Here is a 24,751-nt window from a genome sequence, read left to right as displayed (position 1 = left end):
TCAGGCTGATTTCGGCTGTCCACGCCGGAAACGGGTTTCAAGACCTCCGAAGACGATATTGGAGATGAGGGTGATCACCAGGTAGAGCACGGCTGCGGCCAGGAAAAACAGGAAGTAATGCTTGGTGTTGCCGGCGGCGAGCCGCGTGGCCAAGGCCAACTCCTGGTATCCGACGACAGCAATCAGCGCGCTGTCCTTGGTTACCGACATCCACAAATTGGCCATGCCGGGCAGGGCGTTCGGCATCAGCGCCGGCAGCACGATACGCCGGAAGCGCAACCAGGGCCGCATGCCGAAGGCGCTAGCGGCCTCTATCTGGCCAATGGGAATGACAAGGATCGCGCCGCGCAACACCTCAATCATGTAGGCGCCCTGGACGATGCCCAGCACGACGACCGCGGCAAGGAAGCCGTTGATCTCGATCGATGGAAGGCCGAGCGTGGACAACACCCCGTTGATGCCGTCCGTCCCGGCGTAATAGAGGCCGATGATCAGGATCAGCTCCGGAATGGCGCGCACTGCCGTCGTGTAAAAATCCAGCAAGGTGACGACGGCGCGGCTTCCCTTGAGTTTACCTGTTGCACCCGCCAGCCCGATCAGTATGCCGAACACGTACGCACCGAGCGAAATCAGGATGGTTGAGGCTGCGCCCGAAAGCAGCACCCCACCCCACCCCGGCGGATATGGGGAAAGCAGTTCCATAATGGATGAGCTTGTCGCCATGAAAACAGCTCCTCGGCGTTCGAGCGAGGTCCCTGCGGCTCGAACGCTTTTTCTCTCTGAGAAGGTTTGGGTTGATAGACGCAGTGAGGCGCCTTAGCCGCGCCAAAGCACTCCGTTCATTCGCCGTAGGGATCGAAGTCGAAATATTTTTTGGAGATTTCAGCGTATTTTCCGCTGGCCCGAACGGCGGCGATGGCGGTGTTCAGCCTTGCCAGAAGCTCAGTGTCCTCCTGACGCAGGCCGCCGCCGATACCTTGTCCCAAAACCTGCGGGTCATCCTTGACGTTGCCCTTGTCCTCGCAACAGCCCTTGCCAAAATCGGTCTGGAGAAAGCTCATCAGCGGGATGGAATCACCGAAGACGTAATCGATGCGGCCGACGGCCAGGTCCTGAAACGCCTCGTCAAGCGTGGCATAGGTCTTTTCCGAGGAAACGCTCGCATAGTATTTCTTGTAGTAATCCGCCTGGATCGTGGAAACCTGGATGCCGATCGTCTTGCCGGCGAGATCCTCGGCCGCGGTGCCGGTCTTGCCGTCCTGTGCGCCGATCAGCTTGCTCGGCGTGTTGTAGTACTTGTTGGTGAAAGCGACCGTCTTCTTGCGCTCGTCGGTGATCGACATGGAAGACCAGATAACGTCGAACTTCTTCGATTGGAGGCCGGGAATTAGGCCATCCCACGACATGTCGACGACCGAGCAGGTTTCCTTCATTTCGGAGCAGACGGCATTCATCAGGTCGATTTCCCAGCCGACCCAATTCCCGCTCGCGTCCTTCGTAAAGAACGGTGGGTAGGCTTCGTTCATGATGCCAAAGCGCACCTCAGCGTCCGCACCGGCGGCTGAGGCGAGAAGAGTGGCTCCGGCAATGAGGCAGATTGCAGTTTTCATGTCAGTTCCCTTTCTTTTTGATCGGCGAGCAACGGCGCTCAATGGCGTGAAGAGCTTGTGAATTCGCGACATCGGATGCTGCTGGGGGCGCCGAAGATCTGCTCCGGCCTGCCCTCTTCCTCAACGCGCCCCTGGTGGAGAAACATCACATGGCTGGAAACATCGCGCGCGAACTTCATCTCGTGCGTGACGAGCAGCATCGTCCTGCCCTCGTCCGCGAGATCACGAATGACTTTGAGCACTTCCCCCACCAGTTCGGGATCAAGTGCCGAGGTCGGCTCGTCGAACAGCATCACGGAGGGATCGACGCACAGCGCCCGCGCAATCGAGGCGCGCTGCTGCTGGCCGCCCGACATGAAGGCCGGATAGACGTTGCGCTTCTCATAAAGGCCGACATTTTGCAGCAGCGCCTCCGCCTTTTCCGTCGCCTCTTTGCGGCCCATGCCCAGGACATGGATCGGCGCTTCGACGACATTCTCCAAGACGGTCATATGGGCCCAGAGGTTGAAGCTTTGGAACACCATGCCGAGGCCGCTGCGAATGCGCTCCACCTGCCGCCAATTCGCAGGGTGGGCGCGGCCATCCGATCCCGCCTTCAAGACCACTTCCTCGCCATTGACGACGAAGCGCCCTCGATCGGGAATCTCCAAAAAGTTGATGCAACGCAGAAAGGTGCTTTTCCCGGAGCCGGAGGAGCCGATCAGCGATATGACGTCCCCCTTTCTCGCGGTAAGGGAAACCCCTTTCAGCACCTGATGAGCGCCGTAGCTTTTGTGCACGTCATCGACCCGCAAAGCGCAGGAAATATCCTTCGTCATCCACTTCGTTCCCCACTTTTGCGTGGCTTATTGTCAAGGAGTTTAGCCCCGTTTGATGGGGTTCGGCCGCGCAGTTTGCTGTTCTTGCGGCGTTCCTCCGCGTATATTTGGGAACACCGCAGTTTTCCGGCTCATGCGCGATTGATGCAGACTACTTTCGGCTGCGTCATATCCTCATAGGCAAAGCGTACGCCCTCCCGCCCCATGCTCCCATGCTTGAAGCCGCCGAAGGGCATGGCGTCAAAACGATAGTCCGAGGAATCGTTGATCATCACCCCGCCGGCTTCGATGCCGGCCGCAGCCTCCAGCGCGTCGGCGAGGTTGGGGGTGAATATCCCGGCATGCAGGCTGTAATCCGGCTCGTTCGCCATGCAAATCGCGTCGGCAAGCGTTTCGAAGTGCTCAAGCATAACCACCGGCGCGAATATCTCTTCCCGCCAGAGTCTGCTTCGGCGAGGAACGCCCTCAAGCACCGTCGGGGTGTAGAGCGCGCCGTCGCGCTGGTGCCCACACAACAGCCGGGCTCCGGCTCCGATCGCCTGTTCGACGGCGGTTTGCGCGCGCTCGGCCGCGACCGGCGAGATCATCGGGCCAACATCCGTCTCCTCTCGACTCGGGTCGCCGGCGCTAAGCCTGGCGGTGCCGGCTACGAACGCCTGGCGGAAGCGCTCGTAGCAGTCGGCCTGGACAAGAATGCGCTGCACGCCGATGCAGTTTTGACCGGCCGCCCAATAGGCACCCGAAATGCACCCCGCCGCCGCCTTGTCGATATCGCAATCCGCCATGACGATAACAGGCGCGTTGCCGCCGAGATCCATGGCCAGCTTCTTCAGCCCGGCAGACCGGGCAATGGCCTCGCCGGTCGCAAATCCGCCGGTAAACGACACCATTCGAATATCCCGAGCAGAAACGATGGCGTGTCCGAGATCCGCGCCGCCGATGGCGACGGTGACGACCGTTTCCGGAAGACCCGCCGCAACCAGCGTCTCGACGAGCTTCAGAGCCGAAAGCGGCGTTAACTCCGAAGGCTTCAACAGGACCGAATTGCCGCCGGCAATCGCCGGGCCGAGCTTATGCGCGACGAGGTTCAGAGGATCGTTGTAGGGTGTGATGGCGGCGATCACGCCAAGCGGTTCGCGTGTGAACCAGCCCTGACGGGCCTCAGAGCCCGCATAGGCGTCGAACGGCACGATCTCGCCGGCATTGCGCTTGGCCTCTTCCGCAGACAGCTTCAGCGTGTTGATACAGCGTAAGGTCTCCTTGCGGGCTTGGACAATTGTCTTGCCCGCCTCGCTGACGATAGTCCGCGCGAAAGCTTCGCACTGTTCTTCGACAAGCCGTGCCGTCTTTTCCAGAATCTCTGCCCGACGATGCCGGGGTAATGCTCGCGACAACGCGGCTCCATGTCTGGTGCGGGCAAGAAGTGCGTCAATGTCGTTCGGGCCGCTGGCCGAAACGATATCGACGAGGGAACCATCGTAAGGGCTTAAAACGGCGATCTCTGGGGTGGTCGAGGCGATCTGGCGCTGTACAGCAGTCATTCTGCAGCTTCCTTGTTTAAGCGGGCCGGTGCGGTGCGGTGGATGGCGACAATGTCGGAGAGAAGCGCATAGGCCGTCTCGACCCGCCCGGCTCCCGGGCCGGTGACGGTCACGGCGCCGAGCAAGCCGGTATTGAAGGAAACCGCATTGATGGCACCGCTCACCCCTGCAAGTGGATGGTCGAGAGCCAGGCGCCGGGGTGCCACGGAGGCCTCGATCCGACCGTCCTCCCCACGGATTGCCGAGCCTATCAACTTCCAGCGGCATCGATCCTTGGCCGCCGACTCGAGGTCGGCGACAGTCAACGACGAGATACCGCGGCAGGAAACGTCAGCCGGCGCCAGCGTGGCGCCCAGCAATTCGTTCGCGAGAATGACCACCTTGAGCCGCACGTCATAGCCCTCGATATCCGCCGTCGGATCCGCCTCGGCATAACCAAGCGCCTGCGCCTCACCGACGGCTTCCGAGAAGCCAAGCCCGCTTTCCATGCGCCCCAAAACGAAATTCGAGGTGCCGTTCAGAATGCCTTCGAAACCGTTGAGCCCAGAACCGGCGAGTGTTGCTTTCGCCATGCGGATGACGGGGGTGCCGCTCATCACCGTCCCTTCGTACTCGAAGGAAACATGATTGCGGCGGGCGAGCGCCTTGAGATCGGCAGCGGCAAGGGCGACCGGGCCCTTGTTGGTGGTGATCACGTGCCTGCCGCTTTCAAGCGCCCAGCGGCAATGGGAAACAGCTGGTTCGCCGTCATCAGGATTGGTGAAGGTGGCTTCCGCGACGATGTCGGCGGGCGCTTGCCTGATGACCTGCTCGTTATTCGCTTCCGCTGATCCGCCGGAAAGCTTTGCGAACCCGCCCTTCTCAAATCTTGTCTCGATGAGCATGCCTGCGTCGATGCCGTTTGCTGATACGACGGAGCCGAGATTGAGGTCGGTAACGGCGACGATGTTGAGCTGAAAACCGAGCTCGGTTCGCCAGCGATCGTTCTGCTCAGCCACGAGTTCGGCAAGGGCGCGGTTGACCCCGCCAAATCCGATAAGCGCGATATTGTATTGTACCATCTCGGTTCCTCATCATGGGCGATGAGCAAAGGATGACGGTGCAGAAGGTCATCGGGAAGCTTGCAGAACGACCAAATTGATGGCCACTTTGCCACGCATCGGTCACGACGCGCAGATTTCCCGCGATGAATCGTGCTCGATGAAGGCGATAGCTGCAAATGGGCGGAAATATGCAGTTTCACCGCGCAGATTCGACATAATATGCGCAAAGACAACCGACGGCGATGATCATGGAACCGATTGACCAGCTAGACCGCAAGATCCTGGACATTATCCAGATCGATTGTCAGATGAAGGCCGAGATCATAGGCGACCTCGTCGGCCTCTCCGCTTCTGCCGTGCAGCGGCGTCTGAAACGGATGCGCGATTCCGGAATCATCACGGCTGAGATTGCCCTGGTCGACCGCAAGGCGGCCGGCACCCCAATGATGTTCATCGCGGGGATGGAAATCGAGCGGGAGAACTATGACGCTCTTTCCAAGTTCCGGGTCTGGTTGGCGAAGCAGGCGCACATTCAGCAGGTCTACTACGTCACCGGTTCAGTCGATCTGGTCGCGATCATCACCGCGCGCGATGTCGGACAATATGATGAAATCACGGCTAACCTGATGTCCGAGAATCCGCAGATCAAAAGCATTCACACGAATGTCGTGTTGAAGGATATCAAAGTCGGAATGTTTGTTCCCATCGCGGATTAGGACCCAGTTCTATTCCCTCGTTCCGGTCCCGCGGCATCCGGAAGCATGCATCAAGCCCAGAACTGATCCAGCCATAAATTGAGCTTATCGAAACCGCGGTTGTTGACCGTGTAGATGCGTTTCGTGCCTTCGGATGTCACCGAGACGAGGTTGCTGTCGAGCAGCGCCTTCAGGTGCTGCGACACGGCCGGCCGGCTGATCGGCAGCCCCTCGGCAAGCTCGTTGACCGTCCGTGGAGCGCGACGCAATTCCTCCAGCAGAAACCGCCGGTTCGGATCGGCAATCGCAGAGAAAGGATCGGTGTTCGACATGACGGGAAAGCTACGTCAAACCGGCCGTTCCAGCAAGGAAATTGTGCATTGCAGCGTACTACAGCGCCGCGCGTCTTTTCAGGCGCGCTAAGGACGCGGTTACACTTAAGAATTGCTCGTTACCAGCCAAGACCCTCTCGCACGATGAGGAAGGCGGCGATCAAGGCCATCGCATACATGAAGGGATAGAAGACCGCCGGCTTCATGCGGCGCACGCACCAGGCGCCGGCAAGAGTGGCGAGCGGGGCGAAAGGCAGGAGCGTCGCGGAGGTTGCAAGGTTCTGGGTGTCGAGCTGGCCGAGTGCGAAATAGGGGATCAGCTTGATGGCGTTGAGGATCGCGAAGAAGCGCACGCTGGTGCCGGTATATTCGCGCGGCTGCAGCTTGAGCGGCAGGGCGTAGATCTGGAAGGGTGCGCCGCCGGCGTGGGCGACGAAGCTGCCGTAGCCGGAAAACGTGCCCCAAAGGTTGGCGGCGACCGGCCGCTGGCCGCGCGGCGGGACTATCCTGTCGGCGCCCGGGCCGTAATTGTTCCAGAAATAGCGCAGGCAGAAGAGGATGGTCACCGCACCGATGACGATGCGGAGCACATTGCCCGGAACGAGCGCCGAGGTTGCCCAGCCCAGCGCGATGCCGAAGACTGCGCCCGGCAGCATGATCTTCAGCGTCGCCCAGTCGCCGTGCTTGCGCCAGATGACGAGCGAAATCATGTCCATGAAGACCAGGATCGGCAGCAGGATCGCCGCTGCCTCGACCGGCGAGACGACGAGGGCGAGGAAGGGCAGGCCGATCAGCGACAAAGCGTCGCCCATGCCGCCCTTTGCGAGGCCCACCAGCAGAACGGCAGGCACGGCGGCGTAGTAGAATGACAAATCTTGCGGCATGCTTTCGACGTCCTCCTCTTGCAAGCCTCGTCTAACGGAACTACTCACACAAAACGAGTGCGGATCCCTCGTCTCAAAGGGAAATTCGCAGGAAACGGAAAGACCTGATGACCGAACCGGAAAACCGCTGCCGCCTTGTGCTGATCGCACCCGATATTGCCGATGCCGATGAACAGGCAAGGATCGTCGCCGATGCGCTGAAGGGCGGCGACGTCGCCTCGGTGATCGTGCCGCAATACGGGCTCGACGACGGCACCTTCCAGAAACATGCCGAGAAGCTGGTGCCGCTGATCCAGGATGCCGGGGCGGCCGCGTTGATTGCCGGCGACAGCCGCGTGGCGGGGCGGTCAAAGGCCGATGGCCTGCACCTCTCCGGCAATGCCGAGGCACTTTCGGAAGCGATCGAAAAACATGCGCCGAAGCTGATCGTCGGCGGCGGCAACGCAGCCGACCGGCACAAGGCGCTTGAGATCGGCGAAGTCAGGCCCGACTATATCTTCTTCGGCAAGCTCGACGGCGATATCAAGCCGGAGGCGCATCCGAAGCACCTTGCGCTCGGCGAATGGTGGGCGTCGATGATCGAGATTCCCTGCATCGTCATGGGCGGCACCGATCCGGCCTCGGCGCTCGCCGTCGCCGAAACCGGAGCGGAATTCGTGGCGCTGCGGCTGGCGGTCTTCGGCGAGCCCAGCCGGGCGCCGTCTATCGTCGCTGAAGTCAACGCCTTGCTTGACGAAAAAGCGCCACGGTTTGAGGATTGAAATCGCGCTCATGCCGATCCAGACCGCCCGCCTGTTGAAATTTATCCTTGCCAGCATGGCCGCCTTCGTTGCGGCCGGGCCGGATGTCGTCGTGGCGCAAGCCAGTGACAGCGTCATCAGCCAGCCGGGCTCGGCGCCGGCTTCGACCTTCCGCACCGACCGACCCTCTGGCTCGGTCATACGGCCCTCCGATGGTGTCGGCGTGTTCGACCGCATGGGTGCGAAACTGCCGGACCTGCCGCCGGAGAAGGATTACAAGGGACCCGTCGACGAGGCTTACGGCGCCTTCCAGCGCGGTTATTACCTGACGGCAATGGACAAGGCGCTGCCACGCGCCCAGCTCGGCGATGCAGCGGCGCAGACGCTGATTGGCGAAATCCTCTCGCAAGGGCTTGGGGTAAAGAAGGACGTGAAGAATGCCGCCTTCTGGTACGGCAAGGCGGCCGAAGGCGGCGATGCGGCGGCAATGTTCAAATATGCGCTGATCCTGATGGAAGGCGAGGGCGTGCCGCGTGACAAAGTCAAGGCCGACGACTACATGCGCAAGGCGGCCGAGGCTGGCAATCCTTCGGCGGAATTCAACTGGGCGCAGCTTCTCATCGCCGACAATCCCGGCGAAAAGGGGCTGAAGCTCGCGCTGCCGTTCTACGAGAAATCGGCCGAGCAGGGCATTGCCGATTCGCAATATGCCGTGGCGCAGATCTATGCGACGCTGAAGGACCTGCCTGAGGAAAAGAAGCAGCTTGCCCGCGAATGGATGGTACGTGCGGCGCGCGCCGGTTTCGACACGGCCCAGCTTGATCTCGGCATCTGGCTCGTCAATGGAGTCGGCGGGCCGAAGGATTACGTCAAGGGCTTCGAATGGCTGAAACTTGCCGCCAATGGCGGCAACGTCGCGGCACAGAACAAGCTCGCCCATCTTTATATCAACGCCATCGGCACGGCGCCCGATCCGGTCGAGGCGGCGAAGTGGTACGTCCTGTCGCGCCGCGCCGGGCTCGCCGATCCGTCGCTCGAGGATTTCTATCTCGGCATCGAGGACGATCAGCAGAAAGCGGCGATCGAGGCCGCCAACAAGTTCCGGCGGCGCTGAATTAAGCGCCGCGCGTCCCGGCCGGGAACGGCTTTAAAACAGCGCGTCGGCGAAAAGATCCTCGTCGCTTTCGACTTTGGCAGGTTCGGCTAGAGCAGGGGCAGGAGCGCTGTCCTCGCTCGCCGGGATGATGTCGCGATGAATGCTGCGCTCCTGAACCATCGTATAGTGCTTGAAGATCTTGCGGTCGAGCGGCGCTATCGTCTCGGTGAGATCGGAGATATCGGCGACCTCGGTGCCGGCCGCCTCATCCAGCACATCGGCGCAGCGGGCAAAGACTTCGCCGAGATCGCGCTGGAAATCGAGCTTGCCGATCAGCAGGCCGATCTTGGCGGCGACCTCGCGGCCGTTCTCGGCAAGCACCTTCAATTCGTTTTCCATGACGTCGGCTGCGGAGTGGATGTTGCCGACGGCTGACGTCAGGCTCTCTCCCAGGCCGCCGGCCTCGGCATCAATGGCGGGGGCGATGCGTCCGGCAGCGGCTTCGAGCACCGGCAGGCCGGTGACGATGGCATCGGCGGATTCGTCGAGCTTGCCGGCGAAAATGCGCAGCTCGGCCGTGACGACGTTGATCGACCTGCCTTCCTCGCCGAGACGGCTGCAGCGCAGGTTGGTGTTCAAAGCCATATAATGGATGTCGGTCTTGACGGCACGGATATTGGCGATCGCTTCGGAGAGCTTGGCGGCCGTGCCGATCGTCGACTGGCTGACCTGGTCGGCCTGCCGGCTTGCCGTGTCGACCTGCTGGACGATTTCGTGGGCGGCCGAAACGCTGGATTCCAGCGCGCGCATGAAATTGCCGCCGGATTCGCCGCTGGCGCCGCTCATCTGGTCGCGCAGTTTGAGGATCTCCCGCATGTCGTGATCGAAACTGGCGATCGTCGTGACGACGTTTTCCGATTCCCGCTGGAAATTGGCGCACATGTCGCTCATCTGTGCCGCGGTCAGGTGGTGAATGACATTCTGAAGACGCTTGCGCGCGCCGGCATCGAGCTTCGCGCCCTCTTCGCCGGCAAAGAATTCCTCAAGCAGCGAAAGGGTGGCCTGCACATGCTCGATGCGCTGACGGGTGATATCGCCGATCTGCAGGGCAGAGAGCGTCGAAGCGACCTTGCTCTGGACGCCGCGGGCAATCGCGCCGACCTCGCGGGCGACGACGCCGAGATGCTTGCGGTGTTCAGCGATCTTGGCGGCATCGTCGCGCAGGGCGGCGGCGACGGCCGGAACGGTATCGGCATAACCCTTGGAGACGCTGGCGCCGAAGGAGGCGGCGAGTTTGACCTCCTTGTCGAGACTGTCGAGATGAGTGGCGAAACGGTTGACCTCATCGGTGCCGGAATAGATTCGCTCCAGGATCTCCTGTGCGAAGCCGGCGAATTCGGCAATGCCGGCGCCGGTGATCTTCACGGTCACGGCGAAAGTTCTGAGATAACGCATCGTCTCCTGCATGTCGGAGACGTATTTGCGTAGTTCCCTGCCGGTCTGCGCCAGCGAGAGGAGTGCCTGCTGACGATTTTCTTCGGTGACCGGCAGCGCCGTCAGGCTCTGAACCGTGGCACGGAGATCGGCGCCGGTATCGCTCGATTCCCCATTGTCGAGCGCCGCGGTGACACTCTCCAGAGAATTCAACAGCCGGTTGAGAACATCCATCACCGAGAGCAGCACGGTGCCGCCTTCCAGAAAACGTTCCTCGACCCGGCTGCGAGCGGATTCCAGGGTGCGGCCGATGTCCCGGCCGGATGTGTGGGCTGCAGCGATCGGCGATACCAGAGCGTGTGCCAACATTTATACCTTTTCTTAAAACACAGGCTTATTTGACTCTATTTCTACGGGCAGGATGGAAACGTCCGGTAAACGCGCCAGACTCGTCAGCGTTGTGATTAACGAAAGATGTGGATGGGCGCCGGCCCGGATCTCATCGATGGTTAATATTGCTTAACCTATTGCTTTTACTTTATTTGTTTCTAAATTTTGAGAAGAAAATACAACTTTTTCCGGATGAGAAATTGGGAGTCCCAGGACTCGTTATACGACAGTTTCATACAACCGCTGTTTACCCGGCATTAACGCTGCCGTGAGAGTCCTTTAAAGGTCGTCAAGTATTTCTCCGGCCGAGGGGGCTGCATTGGATACTCCTAAACAATATTGCGAATCTATAAATTTGCCTGACTCGCTCAGTATTCGCTCGGCATCCGAACTATATTCAAAGTTTACTGATGCATTTCGCGTCCACGATACAATCACAGTTAGCATTCCCGAAAGTGCCGAAGCGGATCTGAGTTTCGTTCAGCTCATCGAGTCCTCGCGCCGCCAAGCAAAAGCTGAGGGGAAGACATTCAAACTTTCTAGGCCTGCAAGCGGTTCGCTCCTGAAGGTACTTGAACGCGCAGGTTTCATCGAATCCTTCGATCAAGAAGATTCCAAGTTTTGGTTGCATAAAGAGGTATAAAGTTATGAGTGCAAACATCCTGACTGTTGACGATTCCGCCAGCATCCGCCTGACCACCAAGGTCACACTCACCAATGCCGGGTACAGCGTGACCGAGGCCGCCGACGGGGCCGAGGGCCTGGCGACGGCCAAGGGCAGCAGCTTCGATCTCATCGTGACCGATCTCAACATGCCTGTCATGGACGGGCTGACGATGATCGAGGAACTGCGCAAGCTGCCTGGGCAGGCCGGCGTTCCGATCATCTTCCTGACGACGGAGTCGGACGCCGATCTCAAGGCGCGCGCCAAGGCCGCGGGCGCGACGGGTTGGCTGACCAAGCCGTTCGATCCGGAAAATCTCGTAAAGATCGTGAAGAAGGTTCTCGGACGATGAGTACGCTCGATCCCGTTGCCGTGTTCCGCATGGAGGCTGCCGAATGCCTTGAAGCGATCGAGGCGGGTCTTCTCGACCTGACCCACCAGCTCGACAACAAGGATCTCGTCGATGCCGTGTTCCGCGGGCTCCATACGCTCAAGGGCTCCGGCGCGATGTTCGGTTTCGAGGCGCTCGCCGCCTTCACCCATCATTGTGAAACCGCCTTCGACCGCGTCCGCAAGGGAGAGGTCGCCGCGACGAGCGAACTCGTCGCTGCCGTTCTTGCAGCACGGGACCATATGCGCGCCCTCGTCGATCAGCCTGATGCCGATCACGGAGATACCGGCAGCAAGCTTCTGACGCAGCTGCAGGCTGCCGTCGGCGGCAAGCAGGCGGCGCCTCCTGTTGCACCGGCCGCTGTTCCCGCATCGGCGGCCGCGCTTGCGATATCGGCGAAGAAGAAAAACAGCTGGCGTATCCGCTTCAGCCTGCCCGCCAATTCCATGGCCAACGGCACCAACCCGCTCGGCCTGCTGGACGAGTTGCGTGATCTCGGCGAATGCACCGTGCGCGCCAACACCTTGGCCATTCCGCCGCTCGGCGAACTCACGCCGACAGAACTGCACATTTCCTGGGACGTGATGCTGACCAGCGAGCAGGACCGCTCGGCGATCGACGACGTCTTCATCTTCGTGCTCGACGATATGGAACTCAGCGTCGAGGAGATCGACACTGCTGCGACAACCGTCGCTCCGATCGAGGAAAAGACCGCAGCTGCACCCGTTACTACGGTAGCGGCCGCCGTTCCGGAGTTTCGTCCGGTCGAGGCGGTCCCAGTCAGGCGCGAGGCGCCTGCGGCTGCCAGCCAAGCGAAGACGGCCGAGAATGTCCGCGTTCCGGCCGAACGTCTCGACGAACTGATGGACCGCGTCGGCGAGCTCGTCATCGCGCAATCTCGCCTCAGCCAGCTGGCCAGCGCCAGCGCCGATATCGGGCTGCGCTCCGTGTCGGAAGAAATCGAACGCCTCTCCGGTGAATTGCGCGACACGATGATGGTGCTGCGCATGGTGCCGGTCACCACTCTCTTCTCCCGTTTCCGCCGCCTCGTCCACGATCTCGCCCGCGAGACCGGCAAGGTGATCGAGCTGGTGATGGAGGGCGAGACGACCGAAGTCGATAAAACAGTCATCGAGCGGCTGGCAGATCCGCTGGTGCACCTGGTGCGCAATTCTATCGATCATGGCCTGGAGATGCCGGCCGATCGTCTCGCCGCCGGCAAGACCGAAGCCGGCACGGTGGTCCTTTCGGCTCGCCAGGCCGGCGGCGAGGTGATTATTTCGATCAAGGACGACGGTCGGGGGATCAATCGCGAACGGGTTCGCGCCAAGGCGGAATCCTCCGGGCTTATCCATCCCGGCCAGTCTCTTTCCGACTCCGAGCTGCTGCAACTGATCTTCGCACCCGGCTTCTCGACGGCCGCGGCAATCACCAATCTGTCCGGCCGCGGCGTCGGTATGGACGTGGTCAAGAAGACGGTCGAAGCGCTTCGCGGCGCGATCGACATCGTCAGCGTGCCGGGACAGGGTTCGGAAGTGTCGCTGCGCATCCCGCTGACGCTTGCCATCATCGACGGGCTGTTGGTGCGTGTCGGTTCCGGCCGCTACGTCATCCCGCTTTCGGCAGTCGAGGAATGCCTCGAACTGTCGCTCGAGGAGGATCTGCGCTCGCGCGGCCGCAGCTTCATCTCGCTGCGCGACAGCCTGGTGCCGTTCCTGCGCCTGCGCGATCTCTTCCGCACCGGCACGAAGCCCGACGTCCACCAGAAGGTCGTCGTCATCTCGACCGGCACGGAACGTGTCGGCCTCGTCGTCGACCAGATCATCGGCGACCACCAGACGGTGATCAAGTCGATGTCGAAACTGCATAACGACGTCGCGACCTTTTCCGGCGCGACCATTCTCGGCGACGGCAGCGTCGCCCTCATTCTCGACGTCGGGCACCTGGTTGCCGCGGGTCAGCAGCAGGAGGCGCAATTGCGGGTAGCGGGATGAGTGCAGCAGCAACAGCCGAACGTTTCGACAACCACTGGAGCTATGCCGAGGAAGTCGAGGTGCTAACCTTCGATCTCAACGGCGAGACCTTCGCGCTTGAGGCGGTCATCGTCCAGGAAATCCTGGACCTGCTTCCGGAGACCGCGGTGCCGGGAAGCCAGCCCTTCGTCGCCAGCGTCATCAACTTCCGCGGCAAGGTCATTCCGCTCGCCGATCTGCGCCTGGCCTTCGGGATGGAGGCGGCGGAGGCGACGATCGACAGCCGCATCATCGTCATCGAGATCGATCTGCAGGGCGAACAGACGCTCGTCGGCCTCAGAACCGACAAGGTGAACGAGGTGACGACACTGGCAAAATCCGCGAGCGAGGCGCCCCCGAGCATCGGCATGCGCTGGCGCGCCGACTATATCAACTGCCTGGTGAAGAGGGGCGGAGAGTTCATCATTCTCCCCAATCTTCAGGCAATTTTTTCGTCGAGACACAAGGCGGCGGGAGCCGCCAATTGACGCTGGATGAATTCAAACTTGGGGGTTTGACGATGCGATTGACAATAAAGACCAAACTGGTGACCGCGTTCACCTTCATCATTCTGATGCTGGTCGGCACCGCCGGCTACGGTGTCGTCAGCCTTGGATCGCTGAACGACACGATCGGTAATCTGCTTGCCGGTCCGGCAGCCCGTCTCGACCTCGCGCAGCAAATCAACATTGCCCAGCTCGAGGCCATCCGTCAGCAAAAGAACCTGCTGACTGCCCGCACCCCCGACGAGACGGCCGGTGCAATCGCCAAGGGCAATCAGGCCCGCAAAGACTTCGCCGATGCCTTCGGCCACGTGCTGACGCTGGCAACGGAAGAAGGCAAGGTGCGCTGGGCGCGTATCGCCGAACTTTCCAAGACCTTCAATGCAGCCGACGACCAGATCCGCGACTTTGTGAAGGCCGGCAATGCCGAAGGCGCAAATACCGTCTCCGTCACATCAGCCCGGGCCGCTGCCAACGATATCGACGCGACGCTCGGCGAAATCCTGGCTCTCGAGAAGCAGCGCATGAAGGCTGCGGACGAAAGCGCCGACGCGCAGTATGCGACCACACGGACAACGATGATGGCAGTGGCTACCATTGCCCTGTTGGTTGCGGCGATTACCGCCTTCTGGATCGCCAGCACGATCAGCAAGGGCCTCAGCCGCGCCAATACCGTGGTACGCGAAGTGTCGGAAGGCGATCTTACGAAGATGGCCGATATCACCAGCCGCGACGAAATCGGCGAGCTTCTCGGCAACGTCAACATCATGATCGAACGCCTGCGCGGCGTCGTCGCCGATGCTTTGTCGGCTGCCGACAACGTCTCCTCCGGCAGCCAGGAGCTTTCGGCAAGCTCCGAGCAGGTGTCGCAGGGCGCCAGCGAACAGGCTGCTTCGGCCGAAGAGGCTTCCGCCTCGATGGAGCAGATGGCCGCCAACATCAAGCAGAACGCCGACAACGCGGCGCAGACCGAAAAGATCGCCCGCCAGTCGGCCAAGGATGCGGAGATGAGCGGTGAAGCGGTGACGCGCGCTGTCGACGCCATGCGCACGATCGCCCAGAAGATCGGCATCGTCCAGGAAATTGCCCGCCAGACGGACCTGCTGGCGCTCAACGCCGCCGTCGAAGCAGCGCGCGCCGGTGAGCACGGCAAGGGCTTTGCAGTCGTCGCCTCCGAGGTGCGCAAGCTTGCCGAACGCAGCCAGTCGGCGGCCGCCGAAATCAGCGCCATGTCGGGTGATACCGTCAAGGCTGCAGCCGATGCCGGCGACATGCTCGGCCGCCTGGTGCCGGATATCCGCAAGACGGCCGAGCTGGTTTCGGAAATCAGTGCGGCCTGCCGCGAACAGGATATCGGCGCCTCGCAGATCAACGAAGCGATCCAGCAGCTCGACAAGGTGACGCAGCAGAATGCCGGTGCCTCCGAGCAGATGTCTGCGACTTCGGAAGAACTCGCGGCGCAGGCCGAAGAACTGCAGGCCTCGATCGCCTTCTTCAAGGTCGATACCGCAGGCAGCGCGCGGTCCGGTGTCGGCAAGGCACAGCCGAAAACTCCGGCCAAGGGTCTGCATCCCTCGGCCGCCGTCCGCAAACCCGCCCCGCAGGCCTACGGCCAGGGCCGTGGCCAGACGATTTCGGCCCAGCAGCAGCGTCTCAAGGGCTTTGCTCTGGACATGTCGATGGGCGGTCCGGATGCCGGCGACGACGACTTCAGGGAGAGCGCGTAAGCGCTCCCCGGGGGAAAGCGCGTAAGCGCCTTCGCCCATGTGATCCCTCGGGTTGCTCCGGCGACCCGAGGAGGGAATATCCCCAACGCGTGTAGGCGTTGGCGCTGCGATCGATAGATGTCGGCCACCGGGAAGCGAATGAGTCGTTTTCCCCTTTCAGACACATCCTTCCAAGCTCGACGTCCCGCCAAGGGGACATGTCTCTCTCCATTCGTTTTGACCGCAAATCGGGGGTATCGCATGCGTTTCACCATCAAACTCAAACTGGGTCTTGCCTTCGGCATCTTGACGCTGCTGCTGATCGGCATCGCGGCGTATGGAAGCGTCAGTCTCGGCACCTTGAACGAGGCGAGCGGCGCCATGATCGATGGCTCCGTACGCCGCCTGGAACTGGCGCTGAACGCCAATATTGCCGAAGTCGACGCCATCCGCGCTCAGAAGAATGCGCTGCTTTCCACGGATCCCGAGGCGGCCGCCGGCTTCTACAAGGAGGCCGACCAGAAATTGCAGGCGATGTTCGATGCCGTCGATGCCGGTCTTGCGATCGCTTTGCCGGAAGGCAAGCCGCATTGGGAAAAGCTGCGGACGATCGGCGGGAAATTCCGTGAGAAATCCGCCGAGCTGCAGCAACTCGATGCCAGAGGCGACAAATCCGGTGCGCTGGCGCTTTCACTCGGCGACCTCAGGACGATGACCGACGACATGGGGGGCGCTATCGCTGCCCTCACCGAGATCCAGCGCAAGGGGATGCAGGCGACCGACCACGCCAATACCGAGCTTTACAACTCGACCAAGTTGATCCTCACTATCGCTTCCGGCATCGCCGTGCTCGTCGCGCTCGGCGCCGCATTGTGGATAACGCTCGGAATCAACAACGGCCTCAGGAAGATCACGACCGTCGCAAACGCCGTCGCACTCGGCGATCTCAACCAGACGGTCGATGTCAGAACCAATGACGAGATCAAGGATTTGATCAATACGGTCAATACCATGACCGCCAATCTGCGCGCCACGGCGGCCCTTGCCGACCAGATCGCCACGGGCGATCTCAGCACCGATGCCAAGCCGCTCTCGGACAAGGATACGCTCGGCATCGCGATGCAGAGCATGATCTTCAACCTCCGAACCACCGCCGGCGTCGCCGACCAGATCGCCAACGGCGACCTGACGGTGTCTCCGAAGCCGCTTTCCGACAAGGATGCGCTGGGTATCGCCCTGGAGCAGATGGTCGAGCGGCTGCGCGGCGTCGTCGCCGATGCGATCTCGGCTGCGGAAAATGTTTCGGCCGGTAGCCAGGAACTGTCGGCAAGCTCCGAGCAGGTATCGCAGGGCGCCACCGAACAGGCGGCTTCGGCAGAAGAGGCCTCCGCTTCGATGGAAGAGATGGCCTCCAATATCAAGCAAAACGCCGACAACGCCGCTCAGACCGAAAAGATCGCTCGCCAGTCGGCCAAGGATGCGGAAGCCAGTGGCGATGCGGTGACCCGTGCTGTCGACGCCATGCGGACGATCGCCCAGAAAATCGGCATCGTTCAGGAAATCGCGCGTCAGACCGATCTGCTGGCTCTGAACGCCGCCGTCGAAGCGGCCCGTGCCGGCGAGCACGGCAAAGGGTTTGCAGTCGTCGCCTCCGAGGTACGCAAGCTGGCCGAACGCAGCCAGTCGGCTGCTGCCGAAATCAGTGCCATGTCGGGTGATACGGTGACGGCTGCCCAGGAAGCGGGCGAAATGCTCGGCCGACTGGTGCCCGACATCCGTAAGACGGCCGAGTTGGTTTCCGAGATCAGCGCGGCCTGCCGCGAGCAGGATATCGGCGCTGCCCAGATCAATGAAGCGATCCAGCAGCTCGACAAGGTGACGCAGCAGAATGCCGGCGCCTCCGAGCAGATGTCTGCGACTTCGGAAGAACTCGCCGCGCAGGCCGAAGAACTGCAGACGTCGATCGCCTTCTTCAAGGTCGATATGGCGGGCGGACGCCGTGAGCGCCCGCCGGCGGCAAAAGCCACCGCCCGCAGCCGGCCTCAGGCCGCGCCGCGCAAGCCGGCCACCAAGTCACCGGCCAATACGGTTGCTGGCCAGCAGGCCCGCGTGAAGGGGTTTGCCCTCGACATGTCGATGGGCGGTCCCGACACCGTGGATGACGAGTTTCGGGAGAGCGCGTGAGCGCTTCCTGGGGGACGCTTAGGCGTTCCCCTTCGCAACTGTTGTGGGCCGGCTGGCACGGCCCGCGACGCAGGCTTTCGGCGCTTGGGGAAGCGATATCGAAGCCTATTCATTTCTGCCATCGGCTTTCGCCAGATGGAATTTATTTGCTGCATGATGCCGCGACACTTGGACCATATTTATTGCTTCGCTCTCTGAGAGGAATATTGAGATGCGTATTACGATCAAACTCAAACTTGCGGCTGCATTCGGCTTTGTTATTTTGTTGCTGGTGGGCAGCGCGGTTTATGGGATCATCAGCCTCAGCTCGCTGAACGACGCTGTCAGTGACCTTATCTCCGGTCCTGCAAAGAGGCTGGAACTGGCTCTGGAAGCGCAAACTGCCGAGCTCGACGCCGTCCGCTGGCAGAAGAACGCCCTTCTGGAAATGGATCCCGAAATCGCCAGGAAGGACTATCAGAACTCGGCGAAAAGCGTGGATGAGATGCTTACCCTCGTAACGAGCGGTCTACAGCTCGCAACCGCCGAGGGCAGGCCCAATTGGGACAGGCTGGTCGACCTTGCCAAACGCTTCGACGAAGGCTCCAGCAAAGTCGCCTCCGCACAGGCGAGCGGCGACAGGGCAGGTGCCGTGGCGCTTTCCTCGGGGGAGGTTCGCGCCCTCGTCGTGGAAATGGAGGACGTTTTTGGAAGACTCGTCGCGCTTCAGCAGAAGTCGATGGCGCAAGCCGATAACGACACCGATGTTCTTTATAGTTCGACGAAGAACATGTTAATCGGCATCGCAATCGGGGCTTCCGTCATTGCTTTTGCGGCTGCGCTGTGGATCGCACTCGGCGTCAACAACGGCCTGCGCAAGATCATGAATGTCGCCAGCGCTGTCGCGATCGGCGACCTGAACCAGAAGGTTGAGATCAGGACCAACGACGAGATCAAGGACCTGGTCAACATGATCAACACCATGACGGATAACCTTCGCGTCACCGCCGACATCGCCGCCCGGATCGCCGACGGCGACCTGACGGTGTCCCCGAAGCCGCTTTCCGAGAAGGATACGCTCGGCATTGCGCTCGAGCAGATGGTCGAACGGTTGCGCGGCGTTGTTGCCGATGCGATCGTGGCCGCGGAAAATGTTTCAGCCGGCAGCCAGGAACTGTCTTCGAGCTCCGAGCAGGTATCGCAGGGCGCCAGCGAACAGGCGGCTTCGGCCGAAGAGGCTTCCGCCTCGATGGAGCAGATGGCCGCCAACATCAAGCAGAATGCCGACAATGCCGCCCAGACGGAAAAGATCGCCCGCCAGTCGGCCAAGGATGCCGAGATGAGCGGCGAAGCAGTCTCGCGTGCCGTACAGGCGATGCGGACCATCGCCGAGAAGATCAGCATCGTCCAGGAAATCGCCCGCCAGACCGACCTGCTGGCGCTCAACGCCGCCGTCGAAGCCGCGCGCGCCGGCGAGCATGGCAAGGGGTTTGCGGTCGTCGCTTCGGAAGTGCGCAAGCTTGCCGAACGCAGCCAGTCGGCCGCCTCGGAAATCAGCTCGATGTCGGGCGATACGGTCAAGGCCGCCCAGGACGCCGGCGAGATGCTCGGCCGCCTGGTGCCTGATATCCGTAAGACGGCCGAGCTGGTTTCGGAGATCAGCGCCGCCTGCCGCGAACAGGATATCGGTGCCGGCCAGATCAACGAAGCGATCCAGCAGCTCGATCGGGTGACGCAGCAGAATGCCGGCGCCTCCGAGCAGATGTCTGCGACCTCGGAAGAGCTCGCGAGCCAGGCGGAAGAGCTGCAAACGTCGATCGCCTTCTTCAAAGTCGATACGGCGGGCGATCGCCAATCCCGCATGCCGGCCGCCAGGATGACTGTCCGCAATCAGACGCCCGTCGCCGGCCGTAGCCCCGGCGGCAGGAAGCTCGCCGCCAACAGTGTCGCTGGTCAGCAGGCGCGGGCAAAGGGTTTCGCACTCGATCTCTCCATGGGCGGTCCCGATGATGGCGACGCCGAATTCAAGGAAAGCGCATGATCATGGCCACGACATCTCTGGAAGCGCAATTCGTGACCTTCAGCCTCGGCGAGGAGATTTTCGCCGTGCCGGTCGAGGTGGTACGGGAAATCCTCGACTATGCCGAAGCTTTCAAGATTCCGAATGGTCCCGACTATCTGCTCGGCCTGCGCGATGTGCGCGGGCAGGGCGTGCCGACGATCGATCTTCGATTGAAGCTCGGCATGACGAAGACCGAGCCGACGCCGCATACCCGGGTGCTCGTCCTCGACGTGCCGATGGAAAGCCGGCTCCTGACCCTTGGCCTCGTCGCCGACCGCGTCTTCGAGGTCACGCCCTTCCGGCGTGACCAGATCGAGGCGGCGCCCGACATCGGCGTGCGCTGGCGCTCGGACTATATCGCCGGCGTCGTTCGCCGTGAAAACGGCTTCGTCGTCATCATCGATCTCGCGCGGCTGCTGTCGCGCGAGGACGCCTCTGCATTGCAATCGGCGGCCTGACCGCGCGTCAACCCGGAGTACTGCGTCTCATGAGTATGGCAGCAGCGGTGGAAACCCAATTGCCGGGCGACCGGATCAGCAAGCGCAATTTCGAGCGGCTTGCCCGGTTCATCTACGACTATAGCGGCATCAAGATGCCGCCGACCAAGCTGACGATGCTCGAGGGGCGGCTGAGGCGCCGCCTTCGGGCAACCAATCATGCGACCTTCGACGATTATTGCGACTTCCTGTTCAATCAAGACGGTCTTGCCCAGGAAACTATCTACCTGATCGACGTGGTGACGACGAACAAGACCGACTTCTTCCGCGAAGCCAAGCATTTCGACTATATGCAGAGCGTGGCATTGCCGGCGATCGCCGGCAGCGGCGTTCGCACCATTCGTACATGGAGTTCGGCCTGCTCCACCGGAGCCGAACCCTATACGATGGCAATGGTGCTGGCGGAATTCACCGAAGCCCGCAACGACGTTTCCTACAGCGTGCTGGCGACCGATCTTTCCACCGACGTGCTCCAGACGGCGCGGCGGGGCATCTATCCGGAAGATCTCATCGCACCGGTGCCGCGCGACCTGCAGCGAAAATATGTGCTGACGGCCAAGCAGCCGGATCGGCGGGAGGTGCGCATTACGCCGAAACTGCGCAGCAGGATCGGCTTTGCCCGTATGAACCTGATGGACGAGAAATACCCGATCGGCGAGCCGATGCATGTCATCTTCTGCCGCAATGTGCTGATCTACTTCGACAAGCAGACTCAGGCCGGCGTGCTCAACCGTCTCTGCGGCTGCCTGGCGAAGGGCGGCTACATGTTCATCGGCCATTCCGAATCGATCTCCGGCTTCGATCTGCCTTTGAAGCAGGTCTCGAACACGGTGTTTCAGCGCATTTAGAGGCTTCATGGCTAAGAAAATACGCGTTCTCATCATCGACGATTCCGCCAGCATCCGTCAGACGCTGACGCATGTGCTGGAGCAGGATCCCGATATCGAGATCATGGCGGTGGCATCCGACCCCTTCGTGGCGGCGCGCAAGCTGCTGGAGGAAATCCCCGACGTCATCACGCTCGACGTCGAGATGCCGCGCATGGACGGCATCACGTTCCTGCGCAAGCTGATGGCGCAGCGGCCGATCCCCGTCGTGATGTGCTCGTCGCTGACGGAAGCGGGCTCGGAAACACTGCTCCAAGCGCTGGAGGCCGGTGCCGTTGACGTCATTCTGAAATCGAAGATCGGGGCCGCCGACGGCCTCGCCGAAGATGCCATGCGTATTCGCGAAGTCGTCAAGAGCGCCTCGCATGCGCGGCTTTCCAACGTGCGTCGCGCCGCCGGCACCGTCCGCTCGGCTTCGGCAGAGGGGCCGGCCAAGAAGCTGACGGCGGATGTCATGCTGCCGCCGCCGACCGGGCAGGCCATGGCGAAGACGACGGAAATGGTCGTCTGCGTCGGCGCCTCTACCGGCGGCACCGAAGCGTTGCGCGAGTTCCTTGAGGAATTGCCAGCCAATGCGCCCGGCATGGTGATCGTCCAGCATATGCCGGAGAAATTCACCGCCGCCTTCGCCAAGCGGCTGAACGGTCTCTGCGAGGTCGAGGTCAAGGAGGCGGTCGACGGCGACCCCGTGCTGCGCGGCCATGTGCTGATCGCGCCAGGCGACAAGCACATGCTGCTCGAACGCCAGGGTGCGCGTTATCATGTGAGCGTCAAGACCGGGCCGCTGGTGTCGCGACACCGGCCTTCCGTCGATGTGCTCTTTCGCTCGGCGGCGCGCTCGGCCGGCTCGAACGCCATGGGGATCATCATGACCGGCATGGGCGACGATGGTGCCCGCGGCATGCTGGAAATGCATCAGGCCGGTGCCTACACGGTGGCGCAGGACGAGGCGAGTTCCGTCGTTTTCGGCATGCCGAAGGAGGCGATCGCCAAGGGCGGCGTCGACCGTATCCTGCCGCTCGATCAGATCGCCCGCGAAGTGCTGATGACCCAGCAGAAGTTCTGAGACTGTTTGAGTGACGGTCCGGTATTAGTACCGGTTTCCGGCAGAGGATGGCAGCCATGCGCGCCGGCCCTTGAAATTTCCCTGATTTTGTGGTCTTGAGGCCGCCAATCTTTGCAGCGCTGCCTGTCATGCAAGTTCAGGGACACTTCCCGCCCCTGGCAGCGCGCACCCCGTGTCAGTCCCAAGGAAATGCGCCGATGGCCCGTTCAGCTCTTCTCAATGTCATGGTTCAGGCTGCCCTCAAGGCAGGAAAATCGCTGGGACGTGATTTCGGCGAAGTGCAGAACCTGCAGGTTTCTGTCAAGGGACCGGGCGACTTCGTTTCCACCGCCGACCGCAAGGCCGAAAAGATCGTCAGGGAAGAGCTTCTCAAGGCGCGCCCGACCTATGGCTTCCTCGACGAGGAAAGCGAGGAGATCAAAGGCACGGACGGCGCGCATCGCTGGATCGTCGACCCGCTCGACGGCACGACGAATTTCCTGCACGGCATCCCGGCCTTCGCCGTCTCGATCGCGCTCGAGCGTAACGGCGAGATCGTTGCCGCGGTCGTCTTCAATCCGGCAACCGACGAACTCTATACCGCCGAGCGTGGCGGCGGCGCCTTCCTCAACGACCGGCGCCTGCGCGTCGCCGCGCGCCGTGCGCTATCGGATTGCGTCATCGGCTGCGGTGTACCGGCGCTCGGCAAGCGCAATCACGGCAAGTTTCTGGTCGAGCTTCGCCACGTGATGGGCGAAGTGGCGGGCATCCGCCGTCTGGGGTCGCCGACGCTCGATCTCGCCTATGTCGCCGCCGGGCGTTTCGATGGTTTCTGGGAAGCCGAGCTTGCGCCGTGGGACATGGCAGCCGGCATCCTGCTCATCCGCGAAGCCGGCGGGTTCGCCACCGATTGGGACGGCGGGACGGCGATTCTGGAGAGCGGCGCGATCGTCGCCGGCAACGAAGCCATCCACAAGGCGCTGATCGAAGTCGTCAAGCGGCCGATCCCTGCCAAGTAAGCGAAGGAAAAACCGGCTGTTGTAAAGTCACGGTTTTCGCCTCGGCATACTTCAATTCGGCACAATGTTGCTCTAGTCTCCGCCAGCAATGACTCCGGAGGCAGCGGACCCTATGGAAAATGTGAATGTGGCGGAGATCGGCTCCACCGAAAAGACGGCCGGCGGTTATGCCTACAGGCTTTCGAGCCCCATGCCCTTCCTCTGGACGATGCTGCTTTTCCTCGTCATCGTCGGTTTTATCGCCGCCATCCTCTTCCGGCAGACGCAGACCGCCTTCATGCACAATCCGGGCCTCAACGGCCTGATCGTCGGCGTTCTCGCAGTCGGAATCATTCTTGTTTTCAACCATGTGCTGGCGCTTCGCCCCGAAGTGCGCTGGTTCAACTCGTTCCGCGCCGCCGGCAGCGCCGACAAGGTCAACCGCAATCCGCGGCTGCTCGCGCCGATGCGGGCGCTCATCGGCAGCCGCAAGTCCTCGGTGGCGCTGTCGACGACGGCGCTGCGCTCGATTCTCGATTCGATCGCCACCCGTCTCGACGAATCGCGGGATGTCTCGCGCTACCTGATCGGCCTCCTGGTTTTCCTCGGCCTGCTCGGGACCTTCTGGGGTCTGATCGGCACGATCGGTTCGATCAGCCTCGTCATCCAGTCGCTCGATGCCGGCTCGAACGGCACGGGGGACGTGCTCTCGGCGCTGAAGGAAGGGCTTTCGACGCCGCTTTCGGGCATGGGCCAGGCCTTCTCCTCCTCGCTGCTCGGCCTTTCCGGTTCGCTCATTCTCGGCTTCCTCGACCTTCAGGCGGGCCGCGCGCAGAACCGTTTTTACATGGAGCTGGAAAACTGGCTGTCTTCGGTCACCGATGTCGGTTCCGACCTGGCGCCGGCCCTCGACGCTGTTTCAGGCGCTTCCTCGGACGATATGCGCGCGCTCTCCGATTATCTGCGCAAGGTCTCCGAGGAGGGAGGCGCCGGCAGCCAGCGCTCCGTCGCCGCCATGGCGAGCCTTGCCGAAGGCATTCAAGGCCTGGTCAAGAACATGCGTAACGAGCAGCAGATGCTGCGCGACTGGATCGAGGCGCAGCAGGACGAGGCCAAGGCGATGCGCCGCACGCTCGACCGGCTGGCCGAACGCATCGGCTCACAGGAGCGTGGCAGCGACCGGAGCGAGCGCGTGCGCGACCGCGCCAGCCAGACCGAAAAGAGCGAGGGCAAGTAAGCC

Annotated in this window: 23 protein-coding genes; 15 read left to right on the top strand and 8 right to left on the bottom strand. The window is 61.8% G+C overall.

Annotation, left to right across the window (positions count from 1 at the left end; all coding sequences use genetic code 11):
* The 5 genes from AF337_RS27730 to AF337_RS27710 form a co-directional block, all read right to left on the bottom strand.
* A complete protein-coding gene (locus AF337_RS27730; protein WP_049734662.1) occupies positions 1-723 on the bottom strand; it encodes an ABC transporter permease in 723 nt (240 codons plus the stop codon).
* A 116-nt stretch (positions 724-839) separates the two neighbouring features.
* Complete coding sequence (locus AF337_RS27725) at positions 840-1,610, bottom strand: transporter substrate-binding domain-containing protein (protein ID WP_049734661.1); 771 nt, start codon at positions 1,608-1,610, stop codon at positions 840-842.
* A gap of 38 nt (positions 1,611-1,648) precedes the next feature.
* The gene (locus AF337_RS27720; protein ID WP_049734660.1) at positions 1,649-2,428 is read right to left on the bottom strand and encodes an ABC transporter ATP-binding protein; all 780 of its coding nucleotides are present in this window, start codon (positions 2,426-2,428) and stop codon (positions 1,649-1,651) included.
* Between the two features lie 131 nt (positions 2,429-2,559).
* On the bottom strand, positions 2,560-3,969 hold the full coding sequence (locus AF337_RS27715; protein ID WP_049734659.1) for an aldehyde dehydrogenase family protein: 1,410 nt from the start codon (positions 3,967-3,969) through the stop codon (positions 2,560-2,562).
* Positions 3,966-5,030 (bottom strand): homoserine dehydrogenase, encoded by a 1,065-nt coding sequence (locus tag AF337_RS27710; protein WP_049734658.1) that lies wholly within the window; start codon positions 5,028-5,030, stop codon positions 3,966-3,968. The genes AF337_RS27715 and AF337_RS27710 overlap by 4 nt, the downstream gene beginning before the upstream one ends.
* A 230-nt stretch (positions 5,031-5,260) precedes the next feature.
* On the opposite strand from AF337_RS27710, the gene AF337_RS27705 reads away from it, so the two are divergent.
* Entirely contained in the window at positions 5,261-5,728 is a 468-nt protein-coding gene (locus AF337_RS27705) for an Lrp/AsnC family transcriptional regulator (protein WP_049734850.1), read from the top strand.
* A gap of 50 nt (positions 5,729-5,778) precedes the next feature.
* On the opposite strand, the gene AF337_RS27700 is transcribed toward AF337_RS27705, so the two are convergent.
* Together AF337_RS27700 and AF337_RS27695 are read right to left on the bottom strand one after the other, a co-directional pair.
* Positions 5,779-6,039 (bottom strand): ArsR/SmtB family transcription factor, encoded by a 261-nt coding sequence (locus AF337_RS27700; protein ID WP_003542830.1) that lies wholly within the window; start codon positions 6,037-6,039, stop codon positions 5,779-5,781.
* A gap of 119 nt (positions 6,040-6,158) precedes the next feature.
* Complete coding sequence (locus AF337_RS27695) at positions 6,159-6,923, bottom strand: sulfite exporter TauE/SafE family protein (RefSeq protein ID WP_049734657.1); 765 nt, start codon at positions 6,921-6,923, stop codon at positions 6,159-6,161.
* 107 nt (positions 6,924-7,030) lie between these two features.
* Between AF337_RS27695 and AF337_RS27690 the strand changes: the two genes are divergently transcribed.
* On the top strand, positions 7,031-7,684 hold the full coding sequence (locus AF337_RS27690) for a thiamine phosphate synthase (RefSeq protein ID WP_049734656.1): 654 nt from the start codon (positions 7,031-7,033) through the stop codon (positions 7,682-7,684).
* Between the two features lie 10 nt (positions 7,685-7,694).
* The gene (locus AF337_RS27685; RefSeq protein ID WP_049734655.1) at positions 7,695-8,777 is read left to right on the top strand and encodes a tetratricopeptide repeat protein; all 1,083 of its coding nucleotides are present in this window, start codon (positions 7,695-7,697) and stop codon (positions 8,775-8,777) included.
* A 33-nt stretch (positions 8,778-8,810) separates the two neighbouring features.
* On the opposite strand, the gene AF337_RS27680 is transcribed toward AF337_RS27685, so the two are convergent.
* Positions 8,811-10,559, bottom strand: coding sequence for a chemotaxis protein (locus tag AF337_RS27680; RefSeq protein WP_184343375.1), 1,749 nt, complete (start codon positions 10,557-10,559; stop codon positions 8,811-8,813).
* 343 nt (positions 10,560-10,902) lie between these two features.
* Between AF337_RS27680 and AF337_RS40940 the strand changes: the two genes are divergently transcribed.
* From AF337_RS40940 to AF337_RS27620, 12 genes are all read left to right on the top strand, one after another.
* Positions 10,903-11,226, top strand: coding sequence for an STAS domain-containing protein (locus AF337_RS40940; RefSeq protein WP_082336876.1), 324 nt, complete (start codon positions 10,903-10,905; stop codon positions 11,224-11,226).
* 4 nt (positions 11,227-11,230) lie between these two features.
* The gene (locus AF337_RS27670; protein WP_049734652.1) at positions 11,231-11,599 is read left to right on the top strand and encodes a response regulator; all 369 of its coding nucleotides are present in this window, start codon (positions 11,231-11,233) and stop codon (positions 11,597-11,599) included.
* Positions 11,596-13,632, top strand: a complete 2,037-nt coding sequence (locus AF337_RS27665; protein ID WP_049734651.1) for a chemotaxis protein CheA — start codon at positions 11,596-11,598, stop codon at positions 13,630-13,632. The genes AF337_RS27670 and AF337_RS27665 overlap by 4 nt, the downstream gene beginning before the upstream one ends.
* On the top strand, positions 13,629-14,138 hold the full coding sequence (locus tag AF337_RS27660) for a chemotaxis protein CheW (RefSeq protein WP_049734650.1): 510 nt from the start codon (positions 13,629-13,631) through the stop codon (positions 14,136-14,138). The genes AF337_RS27665 and AF337_RS27660 overlap by 4 nt, the downstream gene beginning before the upstream one ends.
* Positions 14,139-14,170: 32 nt before the next feature.
* The gene (locus AF337_RS27655) at positions 14,171-15,880 is read left to right on the top strand and encodes a methyl-accepting chemotaxis protein (RefSeq protein ID WP_049734849.1); all 1,710 of its coding nucleotides are present in this window, start codon (positions 14,171-14,173) and stop codon (positions 15,878-15,880) included.
* Between the two features lie 240 nt (positions 15,881-16,120).
* Complete coding sequence (locus AF337_RS27650) at positions 16,121-18,043, top strand: HAMP domain-containing methyl-accepting chemotaxis protein (protein ID WP_049734649.1); 1,923 nt, start codon at positions 16,121-16,123, stop codon at positions 18,041-18,043.
* 211 nt (positions 18,044-18,254) lie between these two features.
* Positions 18,255-20,063 carry a methyl-accepting chemotaxis protein gene (locus AF337_RS27645; protein WP_049734648.1) on the top strand — a complete coding sequence of 603 codons (1,809 nt, stop codon included), beginning with the start codon at positions 18,255-18,257 and terminating at the stop codon, positions 20,061-20,063.
* Positions 20,060-20,542 carry a chemotaxis protein CheW gene (locus tag AF337_RS27640; protein ID WP_172599224.1) on the top strand — a complete coding sequence of 161 codons (483 nt, stop codon included), beginning with the start codon at positions 20,060-20,062 and terminating at the stop codon, positions 20,540-20,542. The genes AF337_RS27645 and AF337_RS27640 overlap by 4 nt, the downstream gene beginning before the upstream one ends.
* Positions 20,543-20,571: 29 nt before the next feature.
* The gene (locus AF337_RS27635) at positions 20,572-21,429 is read left to right on the top strand and encodes a CheR family methyltransferase (protein WP_049734647.1); all 858 of its coding nucleotides are present in this window, start codon (positions 20,572-20,574) and stop codon (positions 21,427-21,429) included.
* Positions 21,430-21,436: 7 nt separating this feature from the next.
* Positions 21,437-22,534, top strand: coding sequence for a protein-glutamate methylesterase/protein-glutamine glutaminase (locus tag AF337_RS27630; protein ID WP_049734646.1), 1,098 nt, complete (start codon positions 21,437-21,439; stop codon positions 22,532-22,534).
* Between the two features lie 197 nt (positions 22,535-22,731).
* Positions 22,732-23,532, top strand: a complete 801-nt coding sequence (locus AF337_RS27625; RefSeq protein WP_049734645.1) for an inositol monophosphatase family protein — start codon at positions 22,732-22,734, stop codon at positions 23,530-23,532.
* 112 nt (positions 23,533-23,644) lie between these two features.
* Positions 23,645-24,748, top strand: a complete 1,104-nt coding sequence (locus AF337_RS27620) for a MotA/TolQ/ExbB proton channel family protein (protein WP_049734644.1) — start codon at positions 23,645-23,647, stop codon at positions 24,746-24,748.
* The last annotated feature ends 3 nt before the right edge of the window (positions 24,749-24,751 follow it).

It is taken from the genome of Rhizobium ecuadorense (genome assembly GCF_001187535.1).
Lineage (GTDB): Bacteria > Pseudomonadota > Alphaproteobacteria > Rhizobiales > Rhizobiaceae > Rhizobium > Rhizobium ecuadorense.
Note: the sequence above shows the minus strand (reverse complement) of the source record. Positions and strands in the feature narration are given on the sequence as shown.

Coding starts and splice junctions, on each gene's coding strand:
- AF337_RS27730 (WP_049734662.1), bottom strand. CDS start 723: ATGGCGACAAGCTCATCCATTATGGAACTGCTTTCCCCATATCCGCCG.
- AF337_RS27725 (WP_049734661.1), bottom strand. CDS start 1,610: ATGAAAACTGCAATCTGCCTCATTGCCGGAGCCACTCTTCTCGCCTCA.
- AF337_RS27720 (WP_049734660.1), bottom strand. CDS start 2,428: ATGACGAAGGATATTTCCTGCGCTTTGCGGGTCGATGACGTGCACAAA.
- AF337_RS27715 (WP_049734659.1), bottom strand. CDS start 3,969: ATGACTGCTGTACAGCGCCAGATCGCCTCGACCACCCCAGAGATCGCC.
- AF337_RS27710 (WP_049734658.1), bottom strand. CDS start 5,030: ATGGTACAATACAATATCGCGCTTATCGGATTTGGCGGGGTCAACCGC.
- AF337_RS27705 (WP_049734850.1), top strand. CDS start 5,261: ATGGAACCGATTGACCAGCTAGACCGCAAGATCCTGGACATTATCCAG.
- AF337_RS27700 (WP_003542830.1), bottom strand. CDS start 6,039: ATGTCGAACACCGATCCTTTCTCTGCGATTGCCGATCCGAACCGGCGG.
- AF337_RS27695 (WP_049734657.1), bottom strand. CDS start 6,923: ATGCCGCAAGATTTGTCATTCTACTACGCCGCCGTGCCTGCCGTTCTG.
- AF337_RS27690 (WP_049734656.1), top strand. CDS start 7,031: ATGACCGAACCGGAAAACCGCTGCCGCCTTGTGCTGATCGCACCCGAT.
- AF337_RS27685 (WP_049734655.1), top strand. CDS start 7,695: ATGCCGATCCAGACCGCCCGCCTGTTGAAATTTATCCTTGCCAGCATG.
- AF337_RS27670 (WP_049734652.1), top strand. CDS start 11,231: ATGAGTGCAAACATCCTGACTGTTGACGATTCCGCCAGCATCCGCCTG.
- AF337_RS27665 (WP_049734651.1), top strand. CDS start 11,596: ATGAGTACGCTCGATCCCGTTGCCGTGTTCCGCATGGAGGCTGCCGAA.
- AF337_RS27660 (WP_049734650.1), top strand. CDS start 13,629: ATGAGTGCAGCAGCAACAGCCGAACGTTTCGACAACCACTGGAGCTAT.
- AF337_RS27655 (WP_049734849.1), top strand. CDS start 14,171: ATGCGATTGACAATAAAGACCAAACTGGTGACCGCGTTCACCTTCATC.
- AF337_RS27650 (WP_049734649.1), top strand. CDS start 16,121: ATGCGTTTCACCATCAAACTCAAACTGGGTCTTGCCTTCGGCATCTTG.
- AF337_RS27645 (WP_049734648.1), top strand. CDS start 18,255: ATGCGTATTACGATCAAACTCAAACTTGCGGCTGCATTCGGCTTTGTT.
- AF337_RS27640 (WP_172599224.1), top strand. CDS start 20,060: ATGATCATGGCCACGACATCTCTGGAAGCGCAATTCGTGACCTTCAGC.
- AF337_RS27635 (WP_049734647.1), top strand. CDS start 20,572: ATGAGTATGGCAGCAGCGGTGGAAACCCAATTGCCGGGCGACCGGATC.
- AF337_RS27630 (WP_049734646.1), top strand. CDS start 21,437: ATGGCTAAGAAAATACGCGTTCTCATCATCGACGATTCCGCCAGCATC.
- AF337_RS27625 (WP_049734645.1), top strand. CDS start 22,732: ATGGCCCGTTCAGCTCTTCTCAATGTCATGGTTCAGGCTGCCCTCAAG.
- AF337_RS27620 (WP_049734644.1), top strand. CDS start 23,645: ATGGAAAATGTGAATGTGGCGGAGATCGGCTCCACCGAAAAGACGGCC.